Raw genomic sequence first — 20,482 nt, forward strand, 5'->3', positions numbered from 1 at the left:
TGCGCACAACTTAGCAATATGTAATCCCATCGTCATCTGACTGTAATGTTCAAGATCCAGAATGAAGAAGCTCAGGGGCTTCGGCCCAGCGTCTCTATCAACTTTGTGACTGGAATTCGTATGAAAATATTCTCAGCGGTAATATTTGCGTTTATTGTGGCGGGATGTTCAAGCATGACGACAGGAGGCGGCCCTAGCGCCTATGGCAATTCGCAAGACATGACCTATCGCAGCGGACGCTAGCGTCGTGGCGGCGTTTTATCGCCCGCGTTTTGGGGATCTCCACTCAAAGCAAATGCCATGACCCAGTGGTAGCCGCGCATTCAGATTTGCCGCACGTCCGGCCAGCTGCATGTTGACCGGGTGTGTGCAGCAGTGAAGAAGGCGTTGTTTGAATGCACTCTTCTTCTGTACGGCTCATCATTCCGCCAATACTGACTTCTCAGGTGATGACGGCCTATGCATTAAAAAAGCTCATTGATCTCGTTATGCCGTTATGACCACTGGACGGCCCGGCACATCGCCTTGCGCGCGATATGGAGCAGCATCTCTTAGCTAAACGGTGAGGGTGCGTGTATCGCGCGTCCTTACACCGGGTACAACTTCCTTTTAACGGCGCAGTCGATAGTTCGCCCCGCTTTTATCTCAAGCGAGGGAGCGGGATTTTTATTGTCTCGTGCATCGCGTTACCACGTTAAAGAATTGCACAACCTGGTGGATCTCTATGACGACCACTGCCATTGCCCCGGCGATGTAAAGCGGCGCTTCCTTATGGTCTACTAACAGGAATTTGACAATGCTTCGTATTGCCATCGTCACAAATGAACTTCCACCATACCGTGTACCGCTATTCAGCCTTCTGTCCAAAATGCCTGGTGTGGTACTTCAGGTTATCCTTTGTACGCTTCGCGAGCCTAACCGGCGGTGGGTACTGCCTCCGCTAGATTTTGGCTACATCTGTCTTCGTGAAAAGGTGATCGAGAAAGGTGGGCGTTACATTCACAATAATATCGATGTCATCTCGGCCTTACGCAAGTTCTCTCCTGATGTCATTATTACGGGGGGATTCAACCCGACGCATATGTACGCGCTTGCGTACGCGCTGGCTAAGGGTATCCCACACGTGCCAATGACCGACGGCACCGACCGCTCCGAGCTTTCCCTTAGCACGATGCATACCCTCATACGGCGTTTTGTCTTTACGCGATCAAAGGCGTTTCTCGCCGCGAGCGATGGCGGGCTCAGGCTATTTCGCAAGTATCGGGTTCCGTCAGACCGCTGCTACAAGGTACCGCTCTGCATCGACAACCGATTGTTCGCTGCCAAAGACGCCCCCGTGCGCAGAGAGTTTGATTTCGTGTTCTGTGGGCGCATCGAAGAAATCAAAAATCCACTGTTTGCCCTTCGCGTTGCAATCGGCACCGCACGCGTACTCCAGCGTAAGACTCGTATCTTGTTTGTCGGCACTGGCGAACAAGAAGCTTTGCTTAGGCATTGCGCGGACATCGATGCTGACTTGGTGGATGCGCACTTCCAGGGATTCATCGCCCACGCCGACCTGCCTCCTTACTATTGGAACGCTCGTATCTTCTTGTTCCCCACTCAGGGCGATGTCTGGGGTGTGGTCGCGAATGAGGCGTGTGCGGCGGGTTTGCCAGTCATTACAACGCCGTTCGCAGGTGCGGCGGGAGAACTTATTCGGGATGGAGAGAACGGCTATGTCTGTGCGCTGCATCTAGAGCAGTGGATCGACCGGGCGGTTCTGCTCCTGACTCAAGAACAAACATGGCGGACGTTTTCCCACAATAGTGTCGAACGCGTGGGCGAGTATTCCTATGACCGGGCGGCGTTGAACATGGCTGAAGCCTGTCGGCGTGCAGTTTCAGGCATTCCAGGCGGCTTTGTTCAAAAAGTCGGACATTGAAGGCCGCGGTTCGTCTTAGTTCGAAGTGATTGCGCATCGTTGTGTCGCCGAAGGCCTGAACCACCCGCTGCGGTCGCAGTCAGACGAAACACATTCCTGCGTGGTTGATGTGAATGACTGCGACCTGTTTGATGCCCTGCTGGCCAATACCCCGCCATCTATCGTTGCTAGCGGCTAATGGCCAGATCCGTTGAAGTGCCGATGCAAGTCTGGAGCTAACCTGTGCATACTGCCATTGTGAAAAAAATCATTCCTATTGTTCTATTTTCCATCGGACTTGCTGGTTGCGGCGGTGGTAACGGCAATGATGAAGTCTCTGCCAGCACAGCAGTCTCATCGAACGTCCTTGCCTCTGAACCGGGCGCGCCGCAAGCGACCGGCGACACGGCCACTGATGGCTTCAACTGGTTTAATTTCCGGCGTACTCAGATGGGATTATCCAGCGTGACACGCAGCGCGCGGATTGACACCGCAGCTCTTGGGCATTCAAGATACCAGGCCACCAATAGCATCATCACGCATGAACAAACACGCACGGCAGTGAATTTTACTGGGGCTACGCTCAGCGAGCGTCTCGCCAATGCCGGTTACGAACTCGGTACGGCTGGCCATATGTATGGGGAAATCATCAGCAGTACCAGCTACACCTCTGGATTCAGGTCAGCTGAAGACTTGATTGCCGCGATTTACCATCGCTTTGTGGCCTTCGAGCCGATGTTTAAGGAAGCCGGAGCCGGAGCCGCGACATCAGCACAGGGGACAACCTATTTCACCACAAACTTTGGCGCTGTGGGGCTTAACCGGGGGCTCGCTACGGGAACCGTTGTGACATACCCTTTCAACGGTCAGCAGCAGGTTCCAACGAATTTTCTGAGCGACAATGAATTGCCCGACCCGGTACCCTCACAAAATGAAGTCGGGTATCCCATCAGTGTACACGCCAACGTCACAGCCTCCGTGCAGGTCGAAAGCTTCACCATCCACCCGCGCGCAGGCGCCCCGCTTCCGGTCCGATTATTAGTCTCCAGTACGGATACCTACACGCCAAAATCGGCAGCATCGATTATTCCTTTAACGCCGCTCACACCAGCAACGACCTACGAGGTGACATTCCGAGGTTCAGTTGATAACCGCGCTATCAATCGCTTCTGGACGTTTGTAACGCGCCCCTGATTCAGCGAATGTGCATGCATTTGGACAAACCGTTCCGTTGCACGGAACACCGGAAGATCACTACCCTGTCCCAATGACCCGGCTGAGTACAAGTCTCGCAGAGACCATAGAGCGTGAGCGTATGCGTTTGAAGAATATATCGATGTTGTTTGGCAATGAGCGCTTGACGCTGTTCAATAGCGTCATCCACAAAATCTTCCACGCAGCCACATTTGGTACAAATAATATGGTCATGGTGAGAGCCCTTGTTAAGCTCAAAAAAAGCACGATCTGTATCGAAGGTATGGCGAATCAAGATGTTCGCTTCGGCGAACTGCAGCAATACCCGATACACGGTCGCTAACACGACGTCAATGTTTTCGTTGGAAAGCAAATGATAGTTGTCATCTGCGGAGAAATGCTTACCCGGATTTTCGTGGAACAGTTGCAGCACCCTCACCCTTGGAAGCGTTGCCCTTAGGCCGCAGTCACGAATTTCTTTTGGAATATCCATTGTTCTGGAAGGTGTCGGTTGCATCACGACCCTGCACAGGTGAAAGAAACCTGCATGTCGGCCGCCAGTCACATAGCAACACAGGCGTCGTCGTCTGGTTCCAATTGTAATGCAAACAATTATCCCGCTGAAGTAAGGCCCGGTTAGCGCCAGGTAGATTGGCGCCTTGCCCAAACCGGTTGAGGGACTGATACATCGGACTATACCTGTCCTTCTTTCATTCCACGCGTGGAAACAACCCCACAATGTCTTGCTGACTTGCGGCTCCATTGTCCGTTGCAATCGGACTTAGTTACCGGTGCTTCTTGCCACGCCGTCGCGGCGAAGGTGTTTGTCTCGCTCTTTTCGCTAGCCATCGCCAAACCTGCTTGCGCTCCATCCAAAGGAGTCCGCCAAGAATGGCCAACGTAACTAATAGCCAAAGAATGAGGTAGGAATCTACTACATCGATTGGTACCCAATCGCGATAGAACTGCATTGCTGGTCCTAGATAGTGTTAAGGTTGCGCTCTGTTACATCGAATGTACCTTACTTCGACCTTGCATTGTTCATCACGAATATATGCAGGGATGGGTGAAACCCCGTCAAATCGGGCGTGACAGTTAGTGTCAGTTTCATGTCCTCAGAAATTCAATGACGTGCTCGCACTTCATTCTTGACCATCAATTGAAACACAGCATTTCCGTGATGAGGGGGTCGTACATCTTGTGAAGCGTTGACGGTCCCTTGTCGCTGCCACTGAAGGCTGCACCGGGACAGGCTGCGCAATTTGCTGCATACAGGCTCTTTCGTTGTGTCGGATTCGGAATGAGCCCGGCCCTAAGCTTTTGAGCGTCTAACAGAATCGAGTAACTACGGTCCAATGGTTTTTCCGGTAAGTTCTTCGGAGAGACGCCATGGCCCGCGAACTGGTTGATGATGAACTATGGGAAATCGTTCGGCCCTTACTGCCGCCACCGCCGCCGCACAAGTCGTCAGCCGGGCGCAAGAGGCTGGACGAACGACGTGTATTCACCGGCATTCTGTTCATCCAGCAATCCAGATTGCACTGGGAGTTGCTGCCCAGCGAAATGGGATGCGGCTCGGGCATGACATGTTGGCGCCGCGCGCGTGACAGGCAGAAGGCCGGGGTTATGAGACAAACTGCATCGCGTGCTGCCAACCAAGCTACGCAATGCCAATCCGGTCGACCTCTCGCGCGTGGTTACCGACAGTTCGTCCGTGCGGGCGGTCCATGGAGGGAAATAATCTGACCGTACCCCAATTAACAGTACCGTTCAGGCGTAGAATTTTCGGCTTCTCGCTGCACCATGATGGTCGGTCAGTCGAAAATCGCGGCCCCAAGGGCTACCGGTAATGTCAACCAGAGACAATTTCTGGGCAACCGGCTCGGTCCTGGTGCAAGGAGCGATCAGGACGATAAAACCAGACAGTAGGGCTTTATGTATAAGCGCGTTCAAGCCTGCTTCCTTTTTTCGTGGACGATTGGCCGGATGGGCTCATCGACCGTCAATATGACTTCGCTGTGTGTCTCATCTACAAAGGTGAATGTAAGGGATATCTGCTCCCCTGCCTTCAGCGGCTTCTTCAGCCCTAGCAGCATCAGGTGCATGCCGCCGGGCGCTAACGCTAGCGCCCCATTCGCAGCGATCTTCAGCTCCTTGTGCTCGCGCATCTCCATTACGCCTTGATTCATGCGCATGTTATGTAGTTGCACCTGCTTTGCGGCCTCTGTCTCTATGCCCACGAGCGCCACTGGAGCCGCACTGGCAATGGTGAGATAAGCCACTCTTACCGCCTGTCCGGGTACTGTTGCCCGAGCCCATGTCCCGGTATACGTACGAGAGCAGGAGACGAAACGGCTTGGCTTTTGGCCGGAATCGCTCCGTCTGTCGCTGGCGCCAAGCTCCAGAAAAGCCCTAGCAGGGCCATGGCAGCGGCCGGCGCCAAGCCAGTTAAGTGGTACAAGGAATATTCTTTTGAGTTGATGTGCCCGCGCAATATGGCATGCCGATTCAGTGTGCTCTGGGCCGAGCTCCTTGAGCTCCACCACTGTTCTTGGTAAGGACCAACTGGTCAACGCTTGACGCCCTTCTTCCGTCTTCGCGCTCCTGGCTGTGCCTGTTGGTCGCGAGGCTTGCGGCGGCGGCACCAGAAGCTCCAAAATATAAAGCCCAGCATTGGCACCGAGGCAATCACCCATAGCAGGAAAGTGATGTTGACCACTTCCATCGGCACCCACCTGCCCATAAAGTTCATAAAGCCTCGTCATCCTGAGCAAACCATGAAATACTGCTGCGCCATGCGTCAGCGCTTGACATTAAAGCTACCGACACATGGCACTGCGAAGCCTTACTTGACGGATGTGACGACGTACTCCGACCCTTGCTTAACAAACTCTACTTGCACCTTGTTGCCAGGGGAGAGCTTTTCAAACAGCGCCTTGTCCTTGACCGAAAAACTCATCGTCATGGCGGGCCATTTGAGGCTTTGGATCGGCTCGTGGGAAAGAGCTACGGTTCCTTTGGCTGCATCAGCGCTTTTGACCGTCGCGCTAGCCATATGCGGTTCACCTTGCTTGTCCGAACCCTGTCCCTTCATGTCCATGCCTTTCATGTCGCCATGTGACTTGGAATCCATCGGCATGTCTTTCATGTTTCCTGACTGGGCAAATGCCGCGCCGGACGCGGACAATAGGAGCGCGAGTGTTATCTTGGCAAATTGATTCATTGTTGTTTCCTTCAAATTGTTGGTGAGGCGGCTACTGCATTAGATTTATGCCAAGGCCTGGATCGCTTGGCGCCAGCCACCGAAACATCGTCATTTACGCTTATTTGCTGGCTTTGTGCATCATCTCGGCACAGCTTTGAGTGTTTTTTCATTGCGATATCCTTGCGAAAATAATGGTAATGGCCAATGGACTAGGCAATTGATGAAGCCGTGCCAACCGCACGGTCGCCACTGGTAAAACGATCAGGCTGCCTTGAGTTCTTTGTCCTCCTCCTGGGCATGACGTTGTGCCTTACGCAGTTCCCGCCGCCGCAACAGCAGATAGACAGCCGGAACCACGAACATGGAAAGCAAGGGCGCAGTGATCATGCCGCCGACCATTGGGGCGGCAATACGCTGCATGATTTCCGAGCCTGTTCCGGTTCCGTACATGACCGGGATTAAGCCCGCGATAATGACTGCGACCGTCATCGCCTTGGGACGCACACGCAGTACCGCACCCTCGCGAATGGCATCAAGCAGATCGGCTTCGCCCGCCCTGCCGAGGGCGAGCCGGTCTTCCCATGCATGCTTGAGATAAAGCAGCATGATGACGCCAAACTCGGCCGCGACGCCGGCAAGCGCGATAAAGCCGACGCCGCTTGCCACTGACATATTGTGTCCGAGTAGCCAGAGCAGCCAGATACCGCCAGCCAAGGCAAATGGTAGCGTGCCCATGATCAGCGTGGCTTCATCAAAACGGCCGAACGTCATATACAGTAAGACGAAAATGATCAGCAGCGTGGCCGGCACAACGACCTTGAGCTTCGCGGCGGCACGCTCAAGGTATTCAAATTGGCCGGACCAGGACAACGAATACCCTGCAGGCAGCTTGACTTCCTTTGCCACAGCCTGCTGCATGTCACCCACGACCGACCTCAGGTCACGACCACGGATGTCGACATAGATCCAGCCCGACAAGCGTGCGTTTTCACTGCGTAGCATCGGTGGGCCATCGTTGACCCGGACGTTGGCGACGTCACCCAGGCGAATCTGTGCACCACGCTCGGTCAGTACCGGCAGCTGCCGCAGCTTCTCTACCGAGTCACGCACTTCCCGAGGATAGCGCACGTTGATCGGGAAGCGCTGCAGGCCCTCAATCGTCTCGCCTATGTTGTCACCGCCGATGGCCGCCGAGACAACGCTTTGCACGTCGGCGATGTTCAGTCCGTAGCGTGCGGCAGCATCACGGTTAATGTTGACATCGACATAGCGCCCCCCCGTGAGACGTTCGGCCAAAGCCGAGCTGACGCCAGGTACCGCCTTCACGACCCGCTCGATTTCCCCGGTGATTCGATCAATCTCCTGGAGGTTCGTACCCGCGACCTTGATACCCACCGGGCTTTTAATACCGGTTGCCAGCATGTCAATCCGGTTGCGAATCGGCGGCACCCAAATATTGGACAACCCTGGCACCTTGACGACGCGGTCAAGCTCCTCCACAAGTTTGTCGGGTGTCATGCCGGGCCGCCATTGATCCCTGGGTTTGAACTGGATCGTGGTTTCAAACATTTCGAGTGGTGCCGGGTCGGTTGCCGACTCGGCGCGTCCCGCCTTGCCGAAAACGGTCTTTACCTCCGGGACAGTTTTGATCAAGCGATCGGTTTGCTGCAGGAGTTCCGATACCTTACCGGCCGACAAGCCCGGTAATGCAGACGGCATGTACAGCAAGTCACCTTCATTCAGTGGCGGCATGAATTCGCCACCCAGTCGGGTCAACGGCACGATCGTCACTGCAGCGATCACTGCAGCGGCCACGAGCGTCATCTTCGGAAAGCGAAGTACTGCCTCAAGAAGAGGCCGGTAAAGCGCGATGAGCAAGCGGTTGAGCGGGTTCTTCTGCTCCTCCGGGATACGTCCGCGGATCAGATAGCCCATCAACACGGGAATCAGGGTAATGGCCAAGCCAGCCGCTGCTGCCATTGCATAGGTCTTGGTAAATGCTAACGGCGAGAACAGACGCCCCTCCTGTGCCTCCAGTGTAAAGACTGGGATAAATGACAACACGATAATGAGGAGCGAGAAGAACAGTGCAGGTCCAACTTCCGCCGATGCGTCCCCAATGACCCGCCACTGTTCGTCGCCGGTCATTTTCTTCTCCGGATTGGCATGGTGCCATGCCTCGATATGCTTATGCGCATTCTCGATCATCACCACCGCGGCATCTACCATGGCGCCAATGGCAATCGCAATACCGCCCAGCGACATGATGTTCGCGTTCACGCCTTGGTAGTACATCACGATATACGCAGCGAGGATGCCCAGCGGTAGCGAGATGATGGCCACCAGCGCAGAACGAATGTGAAAGAGAAAAATCGCGCAGACAATCGCCACGACGATAAATTCCTCGATCAGCTTCTCCTGGAGGTTGGCCACCGCACTTTTAATGAGCCCAGCGCGGTCATAAGTCGGCACGATTTCGACGCCTTCCGGCAAGCTGGGCTTGAGCGCTTCCAGCTTGACCTTAACCGCCTCGATCGTTTCCAGTGCATTTTTGCCGGAACGCATGACAATGATGCCCCCGGCGACTTCGCCCTCACCATTGAGTTCGGCAATCCCGCGTCGCATTTCCGGTCCCAGCTGGATCCGCGCTACATCACCAAGGCGCACGGAGACGCCGGCATTGGTGGTCATCAATGGGATCTTGCGAAAATCGTCCAGTGATTGAAGATATCCGGAAGAGCGCACCATGTATTCTGCCTCGCCCAGTTCTAGCACCGAGCCCCCGGTTTCCTGGTTGGCCTTTTGTACCGCTTCAATGACCATCCCATGCGGGATGTTGTAAGCGCGCAGCTTGTCAGGGTCGAGCACGATCTGGTATTGCCTGACCATGCCGCCCACGCTTGCCACCTCGGACACATTGGGTACGGTTTTCAGCTCATACTTGAGAAACCAGTCCTGCAGCGCGCGCAGTTGTGACAGATCCATCTTGCCGCTACGGTCAATCAACGCATATTCATAGACCCAGCCCACACCAGTGGCATCCGGACCGAGTGACGCCTTGGCCTGAGGCGGTAGCCGGGACTGTACCTGATTCAGGTATTCCAATACACGTGAGCGCGCCCAGTACGGGTCGGTACCATCCTCGAACAAGATATAGACAAAGGAATCACCAAAGAAAGAATAACCACGTACCGTTTTCGCACCCGGCACTGACAGCATGGTCGTGGTGAGCGGATACGTCACCTGGTTTTCCACAATCTGTGGTGCCTGGCCCGGATAGGTAGTACGGATGATCACTTGCACGTCGGACAAGTCTGGCAACGCATCCAGTGGGGTACGCATCAACGACCACGCCCCCCATGCGGTGAGCATGACGGTGGCCAGCAGCACCAGGAAGCGATTAGCGATCGACCATCGAATCAGCTTTGCAATCATTTTGTGGCTCCTGCGGGCTTGGACGGCATGTTCATGCCTTCTTTCATCTCACCTTTTGCGCCAGACGCGGGGGCAGCGCCAGACCGGCTAATGGAAGCCACCTCAAACATGCCGTCCTTGAGAGGGCGAAGCTCAAAGGTGACGCTGTCGCCTTCCGCGACACCTTTCGGCAGTCCCTGTGCCGGCAGCTTGAATCCCATCGTCATTGCTCCCCACTGCAAACTGGGGATCGGTTCATGCGAGAGGACGATTTCTTCCTTGTCGATGCTTTCAACCTTGCCCTGTCCACGATGAAGCGAATTGCCGCCTTGGGCTCCCTTTTCGGCCGCGGGTGCCTCGCCCATACGCGTGATGGTTCCCTTCAGACTTGCTTCCGAGTCGATAAGGAACTGCCCTGAGACCACGACTTTCTGACCTGCTTCGAGTCCCTTTCGTATTTCGGTCTTGCCGTCCGTTTCGATACCGATTTCCACCTCGGCTGGAATGAATTTCCCGTCACCTTGCGCAATCATTACGACGCTGCGCTTGCCCGTCTGGATCACAGCTTCACTAGGCACTGTCAATATTTCTTCGCGCGCATTAGGGGTGAAATTAACAGTAGCGAACATGCCGGGTACGAGCTGATTGTTCGGATTGGCGACTTCCACGCGCGCCTTGATGGTTCGTGTAGTGGGATCGACTTCCGGCAAAATTGCATTGATCTTTCCTTTGAATACACTTCCGGGCAAGGAAGGCGTGCGCGCCTCGACCACGTTGCCGGGGCGCACCTGTGCCGCGGCGTTTTCCGGAACCTCTGCGTTGACCCACACGGTCGACAAGCCATTAATGCGGAACAGCGGCGCGCCCGACATGACAGTCATGCCTTCACGCACCGCAAGTTCTGCAACTACTCCCGAGACAGGCGCGGTTAAGGTCATTCTGGCCTGGACCTTTCCCGTCGTCTCCACTTGACGGATATGTTCGTCAGTCATGCCTGCCAAGCGCATCCGCTGGCGTGCCGCATCAACAAACGTATCCGCGCCGGCACCGTTCATTCGTTTTACTGACAGGTATTCCTCTTGGGCAGCGACCCAGTCGGGAATATATAACTGGACCAAGGGCTGTCCCTTGCGAACCGGATCAAGCGGCGCCCTTACGTGCAGGCGCTCAACAAAACCGTTGCTACGTGCTTGCACCATGACGAGGTCGCGCTCGTTGTAGGCAACACTTCCGACTGCCTCGATTGCCGGTGACAAGTTCGATTTAGTCACCTCCGCCGTACGTATGCCGAGGTTTTGCTGCACCCTTGGGCTAATCGAAACGCTGCCTTCGTCCCCAGCATCTTGGGCGTAGACAGGCACGAGCTGCATGTCCATGAAAGGTGACTTGCCAGGCTTGTCAAACTTTTGTCCGGGTACCATCGGGTCGTGCCAATACAAGACTTTTTTCCCGTTTGACGGATCGACAGAGCCTCCCCCCGCCGTGTTGCCGGCGGCACCAGCTGTTGCTGTTGCAGCATCACTCGTTGCGGGCGACGCCATTTTCATGCCTTGATCCATGCCGGCCGAATACAAGCCATAGCCACCGGCCCCAATCGCACCGGCCGCCACCAGCGCGAGCACAATCACTTTTGCTTTCATTTGAATTCCTTGGGTTGGGTTGCAGAGATATGGCTTAAGCCGTTATCCGGAAACAGGAAGTTAAGCTCTGCCCATTGGCGTGCCGTTTCGGCTTCGAGCTGCAGCGCCTCAAGGCGCACATCGATCTCGTTGCGACGTGCCATCAGCACATCGGTCAAGCCCCCTTTGCCGCCGCGGTAAGACGCCAGCGCGGCGAGCGTGCGCTCCTTGGCCAACGGGACCAGTTCCTGGTGATAACGGGCGAGCCGCTCGCGTCCGTTTTCCCACTCATTGAACATGGCGCGCGTTTCGGCCACATGCGCGCGCAGCGTGTCATCGCGTTCCGCCCTCACCTGCTCCACCATCGCGAGCTTGGCCGCAAGCTCCCGGTCCTGACGGTTTTTCTGATCCCATTGCAGAGGCACCGACACACCGAACGAGATCATGTTGTCGTAAGCTGAGCCCCGCTGCTGATACATGACTTCCACGCTCCAATCCGACTTCTTGTTGGCTTGCGCCAGCTTCGCTTCAGCCGCTGCCATGGCTTCCTGCTGATTCAGAATAGCGATACGTGGATGATGGGCAAGCTGGGTATCGAGGGCGCCGGCGTCGAGCCGAACTGTGTCCATGGCCGGCTTGCCAGCCAGCTGCGAACCACCGTCCGCGCCGACCCACCGGGCTAAGACCAGTTTTGCGTTGCTGATTCGGCGGTTTACTTGACTAGCACGATCGTGATAGGTGGCCAATGCGCTTTTCGCTGCAAAGAGATCAGCCTGATTGCCGCGGCCTGCTCGGTAAGCGCCTTCTGCGGCTTGAATCTCGAACTCGGATTGCGTCGCGTTTTCCGCGATCACCGCAGCCATGGCTTCGGCATAAAACCGTTCCAGCCAAGCCAGTGCGGTATCACGCTGGATCTCAGCAATCGTCGCCGTCTTCTCTGCCGCAGCCTTGTCCGACTCCCGCTCAAAGCGCTCGGCACGGTACTTCCGTTTCTCCGCACGTGTAATTTCCTGGGAGACACCGACGTAACGCATCGTCATAAAATCGGCACCAAGCCGGAAACGGTCGGCTCCGTTCACCGGCAGGTTATCGACCCCGGCTTTCAACATGGGATCAGGCAACTGACTTGCGGCTACCGCCATTTCTTGCGAAGCGGTAATAGCAAATTCCTTAGCCTGTAGTTGGCGGGAACGTTCGACCGCCAGTTGCTGCGCTTGGCCTAGCGTCAGCGTTGCTCCGGCTGCCAACGCAGTACCGGAAGAGGCAATCAAAATGGTAATGAGAGCGAGTCGCGGAAAAACGCCGCAAATCGCATGGCGCATTAAAGCGTGCGCTGTACAAAGGGATGTCATAAAATCTCCAGATAGCAACGAATAGCACTAAGTCCGCCCATGCGGACACAGCGACGATTTACACTATCTGAAGAATTAGATTCTGAAACAGCAGTTTCGAATGGAGAGCGGGGGCGCCGTGGTACGCGCCAATGTTCCCTCTGCGGTAATAGCGGGACTGGGAGGAACAGAAAGGTGAAGCGGCGTTATCACTGCCAGAAGCTGAGCCGGTGCAAAGGACGGCACGTTGGGGAGCTCCGGCTTGTCGAGAGACTGCTTTCCCTTATGACTGTCGGCCTGACAAAGATTAGGCTTTTCAACGTCCACGCCGTCACAGCCAGACATGCCGTGCATGGTATTGTCGTTAGCACCCATGCTCATTGCATCGCCGCCACGTCCGAGTTGTAATGTCGGGCAAGCATACGCGGCCACAGCGAACTGCATGAACAGTACGCTGAAGAGCGCTACAAGCGCAGCAACAAATCGGGATGGCGGTGGTTTTTTCATTACGCAACAATAAACAGCTTTTTTTGCCTCTGCATTTCACCTATGGTTTGTCAGGTACCCTGTTTCGCTGAAGGACGCTATGGCGCTCTGATTACTGGGCGAACTATATGAGTCCATTTCTGAATCTATAACACCTTACATTCAGTGACCGACTATACCGGAAATTTTTCATAGGAGTGGTACATTACAAACTTGTAATCAGGCTGTCAGCATATCGCCTCATGCTGCAAGGTCTAGTGTTCAGCTATGAAGGGGCATCGTAATTCCTCTCCAGTAAATCAGTATACTAAAAATCAATTTCACTGGTTGCTCAACTCATTCGGCTTTGGTCTCTAGTATCTTGATCAGGCTCCCATCATCGTGAACACCAATACCAATGTCCCCCTGCAGTAACGCAGATTTGTTTTCTCATTGAGAAATACAATTCAGCATTTGAATATCTCTTTTTTTAGCATTTCCACATGTTTCCGATGCATCTCTGGCGTCAGATGACTTCTATGTGTGTTCCCATGAACATGGGATTTCTTTCCGGTTAGCAAGATGGTCTAATACCACCGCCATCTGGAGCAGGGTATGCGGCAAGAACCAAAAATAATGATTGTCTTAGGCTTGCTTGCCATTTCCCTGGCCGCTCTGGCGGTTAAATTTGATGCCACCCCTTCCGGCGTCGTTGCCGGCTTAGTAGGCTTAGTGAGCATCGCCTTCGGTATTGCCGACCAGATTTTCGGGAGCGAATAATACGGCGATATGCCTGAATTGAATTAATCGAAATGATTATCTCCGCGAGTGCAATGGCTAACAGGCTCTTCTCATGGCAATATTTGCTCCAAAGGTTTGCATCAAATCTGCCGCGACCGTCCTTTAAATTATCGCAACGGAAAACAATTTACTAAGCAGGTAACCGAATGACTTTTGACCGCTGCATCTAATGGTGTGTGCAAAAGAGACTTGCCATGGTTGGGTTACAGTTGAGAAAGGCGGAGTATCGGCAGCTGTCGGAGACCTTGCATCAGACGCATGATGTGCGGGTGTACAAACGCACGCTTGCCGTGCTTGAATATGGGCTTGGCAAAAATGGGCGCGTGGAAGTGGGCGCTGCTCCAGCAAGTGACACGGCAGAGCGTGCATAAGTGGGTGAGTCGGTACCGCCGGCGGAGCGTACCGGCGGCACTGGTAGATGCGCCGAAGTCGAGGCGGCCCCGTAAGGCTAATAAGTCGGCCGAGACGCTGCTGCAAGCGTTGATGATCATTCCGCCAGAGAGGTGGCCCCGTTTAGTTGAACACGAATTTGATTTCGTTAAGTGGGGCTTTGCAGATGTAGGGTTATCCACGGCGCCGCTCACTGCCCCATGCGTAGGGCAAGAGCGTGCAGCGCGATGGGGTAACCCGGCGTGCCATCTACGCCGCTTCCTGAAGGGCGGGAAGATGGTGGTAGTAAAACTCATCCGGTGTGCTGCCGTCAAGCGCACTGTGCGGACGCTATCTGTTGTGGAATGCCAGATACGCCAGGGAACGAATGCCGAACGTCACCGCATGGATCGACTCACTGCGGGTGGCCTTCGATCGTGACTATATCGACCAGTGCAGCAGGGACGGATTAAAGGACGGCTCATTCTGGGCGATCGAGAATGATCGCAGTATTGGAGAAGTACCTGGGGGAAATGCTGCGTCAGTTTGGCGGACCTGCAAGAAACGAATTTGGTATCGTTGACCGAGTCATAGATGCGCGCTCTGGCGCATTTGTTGTTCCCAGTGGCTCCTTTTTCGCTTTCGCTTCAGGAGGTTACTGGCATTACTGTTACTGTTACTGTTACTGTTACTGTTACTGTTACTGTTACTGTTACTGTTACTGTTAAAGTTACAGTATGACTGCCCCGCCGTCCCTTCCTTTTGGTTTTCACCACGTTCGCAATGCAGTAGTCCTCACAAGACGATGCTCTAAAGATAGTTCGGTCGGACGCTCAGTAGTGTTGGCCTAGTGCTGCGTGTCCGATGCCGCTTAAGGGCGTCATCGGACGGTCGGAATTATTCACCGGTGAATATTTCACGGCCAACCTGTCGAAACAGGTCAAGAAGAATCCGGACATTGGCACCTCTGTCCTACGCTGCTATGCCGAAGCATTGATGTCCCCGCTGCCTTTTATTTTTGTGCCTTCCGACGGAAGCGATGATCATACGAAGGCTACCTCTGGCATAGCGGTTGACACACGCCGGCCCGCCAGGCTGGACAGCCTGGAAAGAGGCAAGCGCATGAAAAGCCGCCCTTTCGCCCCGCCAGATACGAAATCGCATTCACCGTATCCACCTGAAACACTACGTTTTTGCGCTAAAAGCCATAGCGAATTGCTGCACGATCCTGGACAGTGAGCTGCATTTCAACAGTGACGGAACTGTCGTTATTCGCTTTACATAATTGAATCTCTGGCATAACTTGTTAAACTGTGTTTCCATTTCGATAGGAGACTTTCATGGCAAATACTGGATCGGCAGCGAAGGCTATTCAGCTCGAATTAAACCAGGCCCGTCAAGGCATGATGTACTACTCAAAGCTGGTTGAAAGTTTAGAGGACGTGCTGGAAACCTTGGCCGCTATTGATGCGCCGGTCACTGACTCACGAACAAAACGTGGCCGCGCGGCGGTCGGTCGGAAAGCGGAACCCAAAGTGGCAAGGACCCAGCAGAAGGCAGCCACGACGCCGGCAGCCAAGTCCAAGCTGCCTTCTACCGGCAAGGACTTCTGGCCGTCTTTATTGACTGACACTCCGCAATCGGCTTCAGAGATTTTCAAAGCAGCCGTTGCTGCGCTAGGCATCCGCCCATCGAGCGAAGACAAGAAAAAGCTGAATCAACGCTTGTCGAATGCTTTAAGCGTTCTGGCGAAAAATGGCGATATCAATGCCGAGGGACGCGGGCGGGATCGCCGTTATACGCGTAAGACATCGACTGCAAGCTGAACGCCTTCAAGCCTCCGATGACCGACGCATGGCGCGTGAAATAACCGGAACGCAGTGCGCTCACAGCTTACTAGTGTCTTAGCGAGTGGCCTTTATAGGGCTTTTTTCATAGGCTCGATGTTAAATGCCTGTTTGCCCTCTGGCCGGAGGGCACTTCGAAAACATTACCTGGCCTCCTTGACGGTCTTGAATCGCGATCTTTGCCTACCGGTCCTGCAATCTACGGGGCTACGTCGGGTAACAAGGCCTAGTACTGATTCCGCTGCATGACCATTTTCTCTCATACTTGGTTAAATAGTCAGACTGCCGAACTTTTCTACTATTCCTAAGCCATTAAGCGAAAATGATTCAATACTGCCTCGAGGGTGCGCCAAATTTCGTTCAGTAGTGAGCACGAGCCTTTCGATTTCATACCTGCTCCATCAGTTTGCTGCTAACGATTCTTGCACTTTGTACGTTATCAGGCCCAATAATGGACAAGGATAGATGTCTTGCGATCCACACCTATCTGAGCGGGACGCGTGAGCAACGCGCTACGCGTTCGATGTTTCTTTGGAGAAAGTCTATTGATCTACGATTACTGCGCATAATCGTAGATGAAAGTTTAGAAAGACGGGTGCATCCGGGTGGTAAAGTAGTTTGTGCTCATGAACCTCATGAACTATGATGAAGGAATGAAACCACAACGCGTAATTTCACCTTCCAAGCCAATGCGGTCCCTTCGTCAGTCGCTCAGGCGCAATACCACACGAGGGGATGCCGGTCTAGAAGCAGCAGACGCACGATACGGATACGTCCTTATTGGCGCTCGAAAGCTGCCGGTGCACAAGCCGGATAGCCGTCGCGCCTTGGCGTCCGGGGATGCCGGCGCGACAATTAGCGCGCGGGTCTGTGTAAACGCTGTATCCACTGTCCCGAACTACGAGGTCATCGAAGAACTGTTCCGCGAAGCTCGTGATGGAAAATTCGACTCATTCTCCCGTCGGCTCAAAGAGATTATTCAGCATTATTCGGCTGTTGACGGCACCCACCATGATGCGAGCACCGCGTCCGCCGATCGCGGAGTAAGTCCCGATCCTCTCGCCGCAGCACGCCAACGTGGCGTCGATTACGCACTGACCGAATGGCAAAAGCCTGAGAATCTAACGCTCCAAGCTGCTGCGAGCTATGCTGGCGTATCCGACAATACGATCAACACCCGCCGGCAGAAACAACAAATCTATGCCCTCGTAGCACCGAACCGGTCGCGTGGCTTCCGTTATCCGCAATGGCAGTTCGATGTGGATCCTGCTCGTCTGGGCGCAGCGTTGAAAGCTTTTTCTAAGTTCGGCCAGGACAACTGCTGGGTACTTCATAATCTTATGACTCAGCCGACACCGGGATTGGATGGAGTCCGCCCGTGTGACTTCATTGCGGATTCGTCACTCGATATGCAGCGGCTCGTTCAGTTCATTAACACTTGCTTCAGTAACGACGATCAGGGGGTTGCATGGCACCAGTCGAACGCTGTCTCGCATCATCATCCTATCTTGCCAGCCGTATCCTCCCAATCTGGGAATTTGACTAAGGTCGTTGATACGCCGTTTGTTCCTCAGGAAGCCGAAAGGAGAGATAAATGAAACGCTGGCTGGTGGCGCTGACGGGCTCCATGATGGATTTAGAAGAATTTCCTCGCTGGTTTCCAGACGGAGATGTGTATGCCATTGCTGAGGGCGACCAAGTCTATCTTACCGGTCAAGCTTTCGAGCACTTCGTTAGTGCGAAAGAGGTTCGTGATTTCGCACTCGCACGACTCGATGAGTTCTACGGTTGCATATCTTTGCTCTGGAATGGCATCAACAAACCATCGGTAGGTATTCTATATAGGGAAAACGAAGCGGGAAATAGACTGGCGCATCACGTCATGGCGATCCAGACAGCATCGTTTCGGGTGAAGGCCAGCGCAACCCTTTCCGGGGGCACCGGCGCGGAGATAACGCAAGCGCAATTACTTTTGTCTTCCGCAAAGACCGCTAAGCATCTGTACAACGCGTTGTTAAGCTGGTCTGATCCCATTCGCACTTGGCCGCGACTTTACCGAATACTAGAGGAACTCGAAGAGTATCTAAAAATGCCGGTCTCTAAAGCCGGATTTTGCTCTAAGAATGAGCGCACCCGCTTTACCGCCACAGCAAACACCGATGCAGCTGGCCTTGATTCACGGCATGCGGGCGGAAAATTTGACGCGCCGGATAACCCTATGGCATTGACCGAAGGAATTGACTTTGTAGGGAGAATGATCGAAGGCGTCTTGCGGCGTGCAGCTCCTTCCCAGTGTTGATAATCGCCATTGCAATCGCACCCGATCAGCGCGAGATAACCAGAGAAAAGAGCGTCCAAAGATGTATCAAATTGGATAGCGGCGATCCGAATCGGAACCGGTATGTAAAGAAGACCGGACTAATCGAAAAGACTGGCCTGTCGCGATGCATGCCCTTCATTACCATTAGCCTTTTCAAGGCCCGAGACTTTAACGCCCAGCAACCGAATCCGCTGCGATAGCTTGACCCGTTTTAAGCATTCAGTTGCCGCTCGCCTAATCACTACGGCGTTGTCTGTGACATCCGGAATCGTGTAATCACGCGTCACGGTCTCAAAGTCCTGGAAGCGCAGCTTGATCCCGACGGTACGCCCAACATATCCGTTGCGTTTTAGATCTTCAGACACGCGTACACAAAGGTCGGTGAATATCTGCCCGAGCCTTTCGCGGTCGGTTTTGGGGTGGAGATCTGAGCCAAAGGTGGTCTCACGTGACATGCTCTTGCTATCCCGCTCTGTAGTCACCGGGCGCCGATCAATCCCGTTCGCGGCCCGAAGAAGCCATTCGCTATAGGTCCGGCCGAACGTCGATTGCAACAGCGCCGGGTCGGCCTTGGCAAGATCGCCGATCGTTTCAATGCCCAACTTCGTGAGCTTCGCATAGGCCTTCGGGCCGATTCCGTTGACCTTACTCGCAGCCAGCGGCCAGACCATCTCCGGGATAGCCAAATTGGGTACGATCGTCAGCCCATTGGGCTTCTGCAGGTCGCTTGCAATCTTAGCGACGAGCTTCGAATGGGCGACGCCAATTGAGCACGTCAGACCTTCTGTTGCCTCGTTGACCGCATCCTTGATGCGCTGAGCAATAGCTCGCACTTCACCAGGTATGCCGTTGAAGTCAATGTATATCTCATCGATGCCGATATCTTGAATTGTCGGCGCTATCGCTCGAACCGCGTCTTTGAACAGCACTGAATAATGCTTGTAACGTGCGAAATCCGTAGGAAGAAGTACCGCATCGGGGGCAAGCTTGGCCGACTTCATCAAGCCCATCCCAGAGAAGACACCGAATGCTCTAGCTTCATATGTCGACGTAGTGACCACGCCGCGGCCGACATAATCTCTGAGACGTGCGTACTTCCGTGAGCCGCCCGGCATTAATCTGGGCTGATGATCGCGGCCGCCACCCACGACCGCAGCAACTCCCTTGAGATCCGGATATCTCAGAATTTCAGTAGAGACAAAGTAGGAGTCCATATCGAGATGCGCGATACGCGGCTCGTCGAGGTCTTGCATAGCAGTGGTCGGCAAGTGGACGATCGGCACTAAGCCAGGTCTGCTGTTGCTACGGACGGCGTGTATTGCATAAACTTCTTTTCTTGCACGTCATAGTGGTAGACATTGGCCCTGGTCAGGTGTGGCATGCTATCAAGGGTGTCCCATAAAGACGAGGTGACGGTGCCTTTCGGTGACGGCCAGAAGCCGATATACCAGTTTGTGCCGTCGGAGTTACCGTCGTAGTCGCGGACATATTGGCTGGCCTCCCTCACTCTTCTTACCATGTAATCCTCCGCGGCCGCCTCCGTAAGTTGGTTCAAGCCGCCAAGGAATATTTTGGTACTGCTACGCACATTCAGCAATTTCGCAAAATCCTTGAAGAACTCATGTCCCGACGTACTGCTCTCACATTCAACGGCACATCGAATGCGCCGCGGCATCAAGCCTCGATGCTCTCCTGCGTCTCGACGTTCATCTTCGGTCCACACAATATCAAGTAACCATTCTCCACCCACTCGTTCGCCGTTATCTTCACTGACCGTAATTTGCCTTTTGGTGGTGCCGTTCTTGAAGTAAGGAGCAAGTTGTTTCCCTATCTGAGTGCAGAACATACTGGACTTCAAGCTATTCGTGATCTGAATCTCATCGCGACTGAGCTCAATCCAGTCACGGCTCGCTCGTAAAGCTTCCGTAATTGCGAGTTGTAGGTGGTAAGACGATAGTTCCATCATGCGTTCCTATTTGGTTTGATCCGACCATTCTGTCCAAGTGTAGCCCTG

Annotated in this window: 18 protein-coding genes and 1 pseudogene; 9 read left to right on the forward strand and 10 right to left on the reverse strand. The window is 54.2% G+C overall.

Annotated elements, in window-relative coordinates; all coding sequences use genetic code 11:
• The first annotated feature begins 796 nt into the window (after positions 1-796).
• On the forward strand, positions 797-1,924 hold the full coding sequence (locus RY831_RS03225; protein WP_326504895.1) for a glycosyltransferase family 4 protein: 1,128 nt from the start codon (positions 797-799) through the stop codon (positions 1,922-1,924).
• A 222-nt stretch (positions 1,925-2,146) separates the two neighbouring features.
• Positions 2,147-3,097, forward strand: coding sequence for a CAP domain-containing protein (locus tag RY831_RS03230; protein WP_326504896.1), 951 nt, complete (start codon positions 2,147-2,149; stop codon positions 3,095-3,097).
• 1 nt (position 3,098) lies between these two features.
• Here the strand turns inward: RY831_RS03230 and RY831_RS03235 are convergent, their stop codons facing one another.
• Positions 3,099-3,614: a ferric uptake regulation protein gene (locus tag RY831_RS03235; RefSeq protein ID WP_326504897.1), complete on the reverse strand. Its 516-nt coding sequence runs from the start codon at positions 3,612-3,614 to the stop codon at positions 3,099-3,101.
• A gap of 872 nt (positions 3,615-4,486) precedes the next feature.
• Here RY831_RS03235 and RY831_RS33185 point away from each other — a divergent pair.
• Positions 4,487-4,835 (forward strand): annotated as a pseudogene (locus RY831_RS33185) (transposase); the annotation flags it as partial.
• Between the two features lie 211 nt (positions 4,836-5,046).
• Here the strand turns inward: RY831_RS33185 and RY831_RS03240 are convergent.
• The 7 genes from RY831_RS03240 to RY831_RS03270 all read right to left on the reverse strand — a co-directional run bounded on the left by RY831_RS03240 (position 5,047) and on the right by RY831_RS03270 (position 13,173).
• Complete coding sequence (locus RY831_RS03240) at positions 5,047-5,643, reverse strand: copper chaperone PCu(A)C (protein WP_326505179.1); 597 nt, start codon at positions 5,641-5,643, stop codon at positions 5,047-5,049.
• Between the two features lie 23 nt (positions 5,644-5,666).
• Positions 5,667-5,822, reverse strand: coding sequence for a hypothetical protein (locus tag RY831_RS03245; RefSeq protein WP_326505190.1), 156 nt, complete (start codon positions 5,820-5,822; stop codon positions 5,667-5,669).
• A 120-nt stretch (positions 5,823-5,942) separates the two neighbouring features.
• Complete coding sequence (locus RY831_RS03250; protein ID WP_326504898.1) at positions 5,943-6,320, reverse strand: copper-binding protein; 378 nt, start codon at positions 6,318-6,320, stop codon at positions 5,943-5,945.
• A gap of 243 nt (positions 6,321-6,563) precedes the next feature.
• Positions 6,564-9,737 carry an efflux RND transporter permease subunit gene (locus RY831_RS03255; protein ID WP_326504899.1) on the reverse strand — a complete coding sequence of 1,058 codons (3,174 nt, stop codon included), beginning with the start codon at positions 9,735-9,737 and terminating at the stop codon, positions 6,564-6,566.
• Complete coding sequence (locus RY831_RS03260) at positions 9,734-11,356, reverse strand: efflux RND transporter periplasmic adaptor subunit (protein WP_326504900.1); 1,623 nt, start codon at positions 11,354-11,356, stop codon at positions 9,734-9,736. The genes RY831_RS03255 and RY831_RS03260 overlap by 4 nt, the downstream gene beginning before the upstream one ends.
• Positions 11,353-12,657, reverse strand: a complete 1,305-nt coding sequence (locus tag RY831_RS03265; protein ID WP_326504901.1) for a TolC family protein — start codon at positions 12,655-12,657, stop codon at positions 11,353-11,355. The genes RY831_RS03260 and RY831_RS03265 overlap by 4 nt, the downstream gene beginning before the upstream one ends.
• A gap of 105 nt (positions 12,658-12,762) precedes the next feature.
• On the reverse strand, positions 12,763-13,173 hold the full coding sequence (locus RY831_RS03270; protein ID WP_326504902.1) for a hypothetical protein: 411 nt from the start codon (positions 13,171-13,173) through the stop codon (positions 12,763-12,765).
• A gap of 573 nt (positions 13,174-13,746) precedes the next feature.
• Between RY831_RS03270 and RY831_RS03275 the strand changes: the two genes are divergently transcribed.
• The 6 genes from RY831_RS03275 (at position 13,747) to RY831_RS03300 (ending at position 18,447) form a co-directional block, all read left to right on the forward strand.
• Entirely contained in the window at positions 13,747-13,911 is a 165-nt protein-coding gene (locus RY831_RS03275; protein ID WP_326504903.1) for a hypothetical protein, read from the forward strand.
• A gap of 984 nt (positions 13,912-14,895) precedes the next feature.
• Positions 14,896-15,042, forward strand: a complete 147-nt coding sequence (locus tag RY831_RS03280; RefSeq protein ID WP_326504904.1) for a hypothetical protein — start codon at positions 14,896-14,898, stop codon at positions 15,040-15,042.
• Between the two features lie 123 nt (positions 15,043-15,165).
• On the forward strand, positions 15,166-15,540 hold the full coding sequence (locus RY831_RS03285) for a hypothetical protein (protein WP_326504905.1): 375 nt from the start codon (positions 15,166-15,168) through the stop codon (positions 15,538-15,540).
• A 101-nt stretch (positions 15,541-15,641) separates the two neighbouring features.
• Positions 15,642-16,127 carry a hypothetical protein gene (locus tag RY831_RS03290; protein WP_326504906.1) on the forward strand — a complete coding sequence of 162 codons (486 nt, stop codon included), beginning with the start codon at positions 15,642-15,644 and terminating at the stop codon, positions 16,125-16,127.
• Positions 16,128-16,783: 656 nt separating this feature from the next.
• The gene (locus RY831_RS03295) at positions 16,784-17,746 is read left to right on the forward strand and encodes a hypothetical protein (protein WP_326504907.1); all 963 of its coding nucleotides are present in this window, start codon (positions 16,784-16,786) and stop codon (positions 17,744-17,746) included.
• Positions 17,743-18,447 carry a hypothetical protein gene (locus RY831_RS03300; RefSeq protein WP_326504908.1) on the forward strand — a complete coding sequence of 235 codons (705 nt, stop codon included), beginning with the start codon at positions 17,743-17,745 and terminating at the stop codon, positions 18,445-18,447. The genes RY831_RS03295 and RY831_RS03300 overlap by 4 nt, the downstream gene beginning before the upstream one ends.
• Positions 18,448-18,566: 119 nt before the next feature.
• Here the strand turns inward: RY831_RS03300 and RY831_RS03305 are convergent, their stop codons facing one another.
• Both RY831_RS03305 and RY831_RS03310 read right to left on the reverse strand, forming a co-directional pair.
• The gene (locus RY831_RS03305) at positions 18,567-19,721 is read right to left on the reverse strand and encodes a Y-family DNA polymerase (protein ID WP_326504909.1); all 1,155 of its coding nucleotides are present in this window, start codon (positions 19,719-19,721) and stop codon (positions 18,567-18,569) included.
• 29 nt (positions 19,722-19,750) lie between these two features.
• A complete protein-coding gene (locus RY831_RS03310; protein ID WP_326504910.1) occupies positions 19,751-20,434 on the reverse strand; it encodes a hypothetical protein in 684 nt (227 codons plus the stop codon).
• Between the last annotated feature and the right edge of the window lie 48 nt (positions 20,435-20,482).

Source organism: Noviherbaspirillum album (assembly GCF_035916955.1).
GTDB lineage: Bacteria > Pseudomonadota > Gammaproteobacteria > Burkholderiales > Burkholderiaceae_D > Noviherbaspirillum > Noviherbaspirillum album.

Bases quoted from the DNA above. Each gene is read 5' to 3' on its own strand.
- RY831_RS03225 (WP_326504895.1), top strand. From the start codon at position 797: ATGCTTCGTATTGCCATCGTCACAAATGAACTTCCACCATACCGTGTA.
- RY831_RS03285 (WP_326504905.1), top strand. From the start codon at position 15,166: ATGCCGCTTAAGGGCGTCATCGGACGGTCGGAATTATTCACCGGTGAA.
- RY831_RS03305 (WP_326504909.1), bottom strand. From the start codon at position 19,721: ATGCAAGACCTCGACGAGCCGCGTATCGCGCATCTCGATATGGACTCC.
- RY831_RS03290 (WP_326504906.1), top strand. From the start codon at position 15,642: ATGGCAAATACTGGATCGGCAGCGAAGGCTATTCAGCTCGAATTAAAC.
- RY831_RS03250 (WP_326504898.1), bottom strand. From the start codon at position 6,320: ATGAATCAATTTGCCAAGATAACACTCGCGCTCCTATTGTCCGCGTCC.
- RY831_RS03310 (WP_326504910.1), bottom strand. From the start codon at position 20,434: ATGATGGAACTATCGTCTTACCACCTACAACTCGCAATTACGGAAGCT.
- RY831_RS03235 (WP_326504897.1), bottom strand. From the start codon at position 3,614: ATGCAACCGACACCTTCCAGAACAATGGATATTCCAAAAGAAATTCGT.
- RY831_RS03300 (WP_326504908.1), top strand. From the start codon at position 17,743: ATGAAACGCTGGCTGGTGGCGCTGACGGGCTCCATGATGGATTTAGAA.
- RY831_RS03270 (WP_326504902.1), bottom strand. From the start codon at position 13,173: ATGAAAAAACCACCGCCATCCCGATTTGTTGCTGCGCTTGTAGCGCTC.
- RY831_RS03255 (WP_326504899.1), bottom strand. From the start codon at position 9,737: ATGATTGCAAAGCTGATTCGATGGTCGATCGCTAATCGCTTCCTGGTG.
- RY831_RS03265 (WP_326504901.1), bottom strand. From the start codon at position 12,657: ATGCGCCATGCGATTTGCGGCGTTTTTCCGCGACTCGCTCTCATTACC.
- RY831_RS03260 (WP_326504900.1), bottom strand. From the start codon at position 11,356: ATGAAAGCAAAAGTGATTGTGCTCGCGCTGGTGGCGGCCGGTGCGATT.
- RY831_RS03275 (WP_326504903.1), top strand. From the start codon at position 13,747: ATGCGGCAAGAACCAAAAATAATGATTGTCTTAGGCTTGCTTGCCATT.
- RY831_RS03295 (WP_326504907.1), top strand. From the start codon at position 16,784: ATGAACTATGATGAAGGAATGAAACCACAACGCGTAATTTCACCTTCC.
- RY831_RS03245 (WP_326505190.1), bottom strand. From the start codon at position 5,822: ATGGAAGTGGTCAACATCACTTTCCTGCTATGGGTGATTGCCTCGGTG.
- RY831_RS03280 (WP_326504904.1), top strand. From the start codon at position 14,896: ATGCGCGCTCTGGCGCATTTGTTGTTCCCAGTGGCTCCTTTTTCGCTT.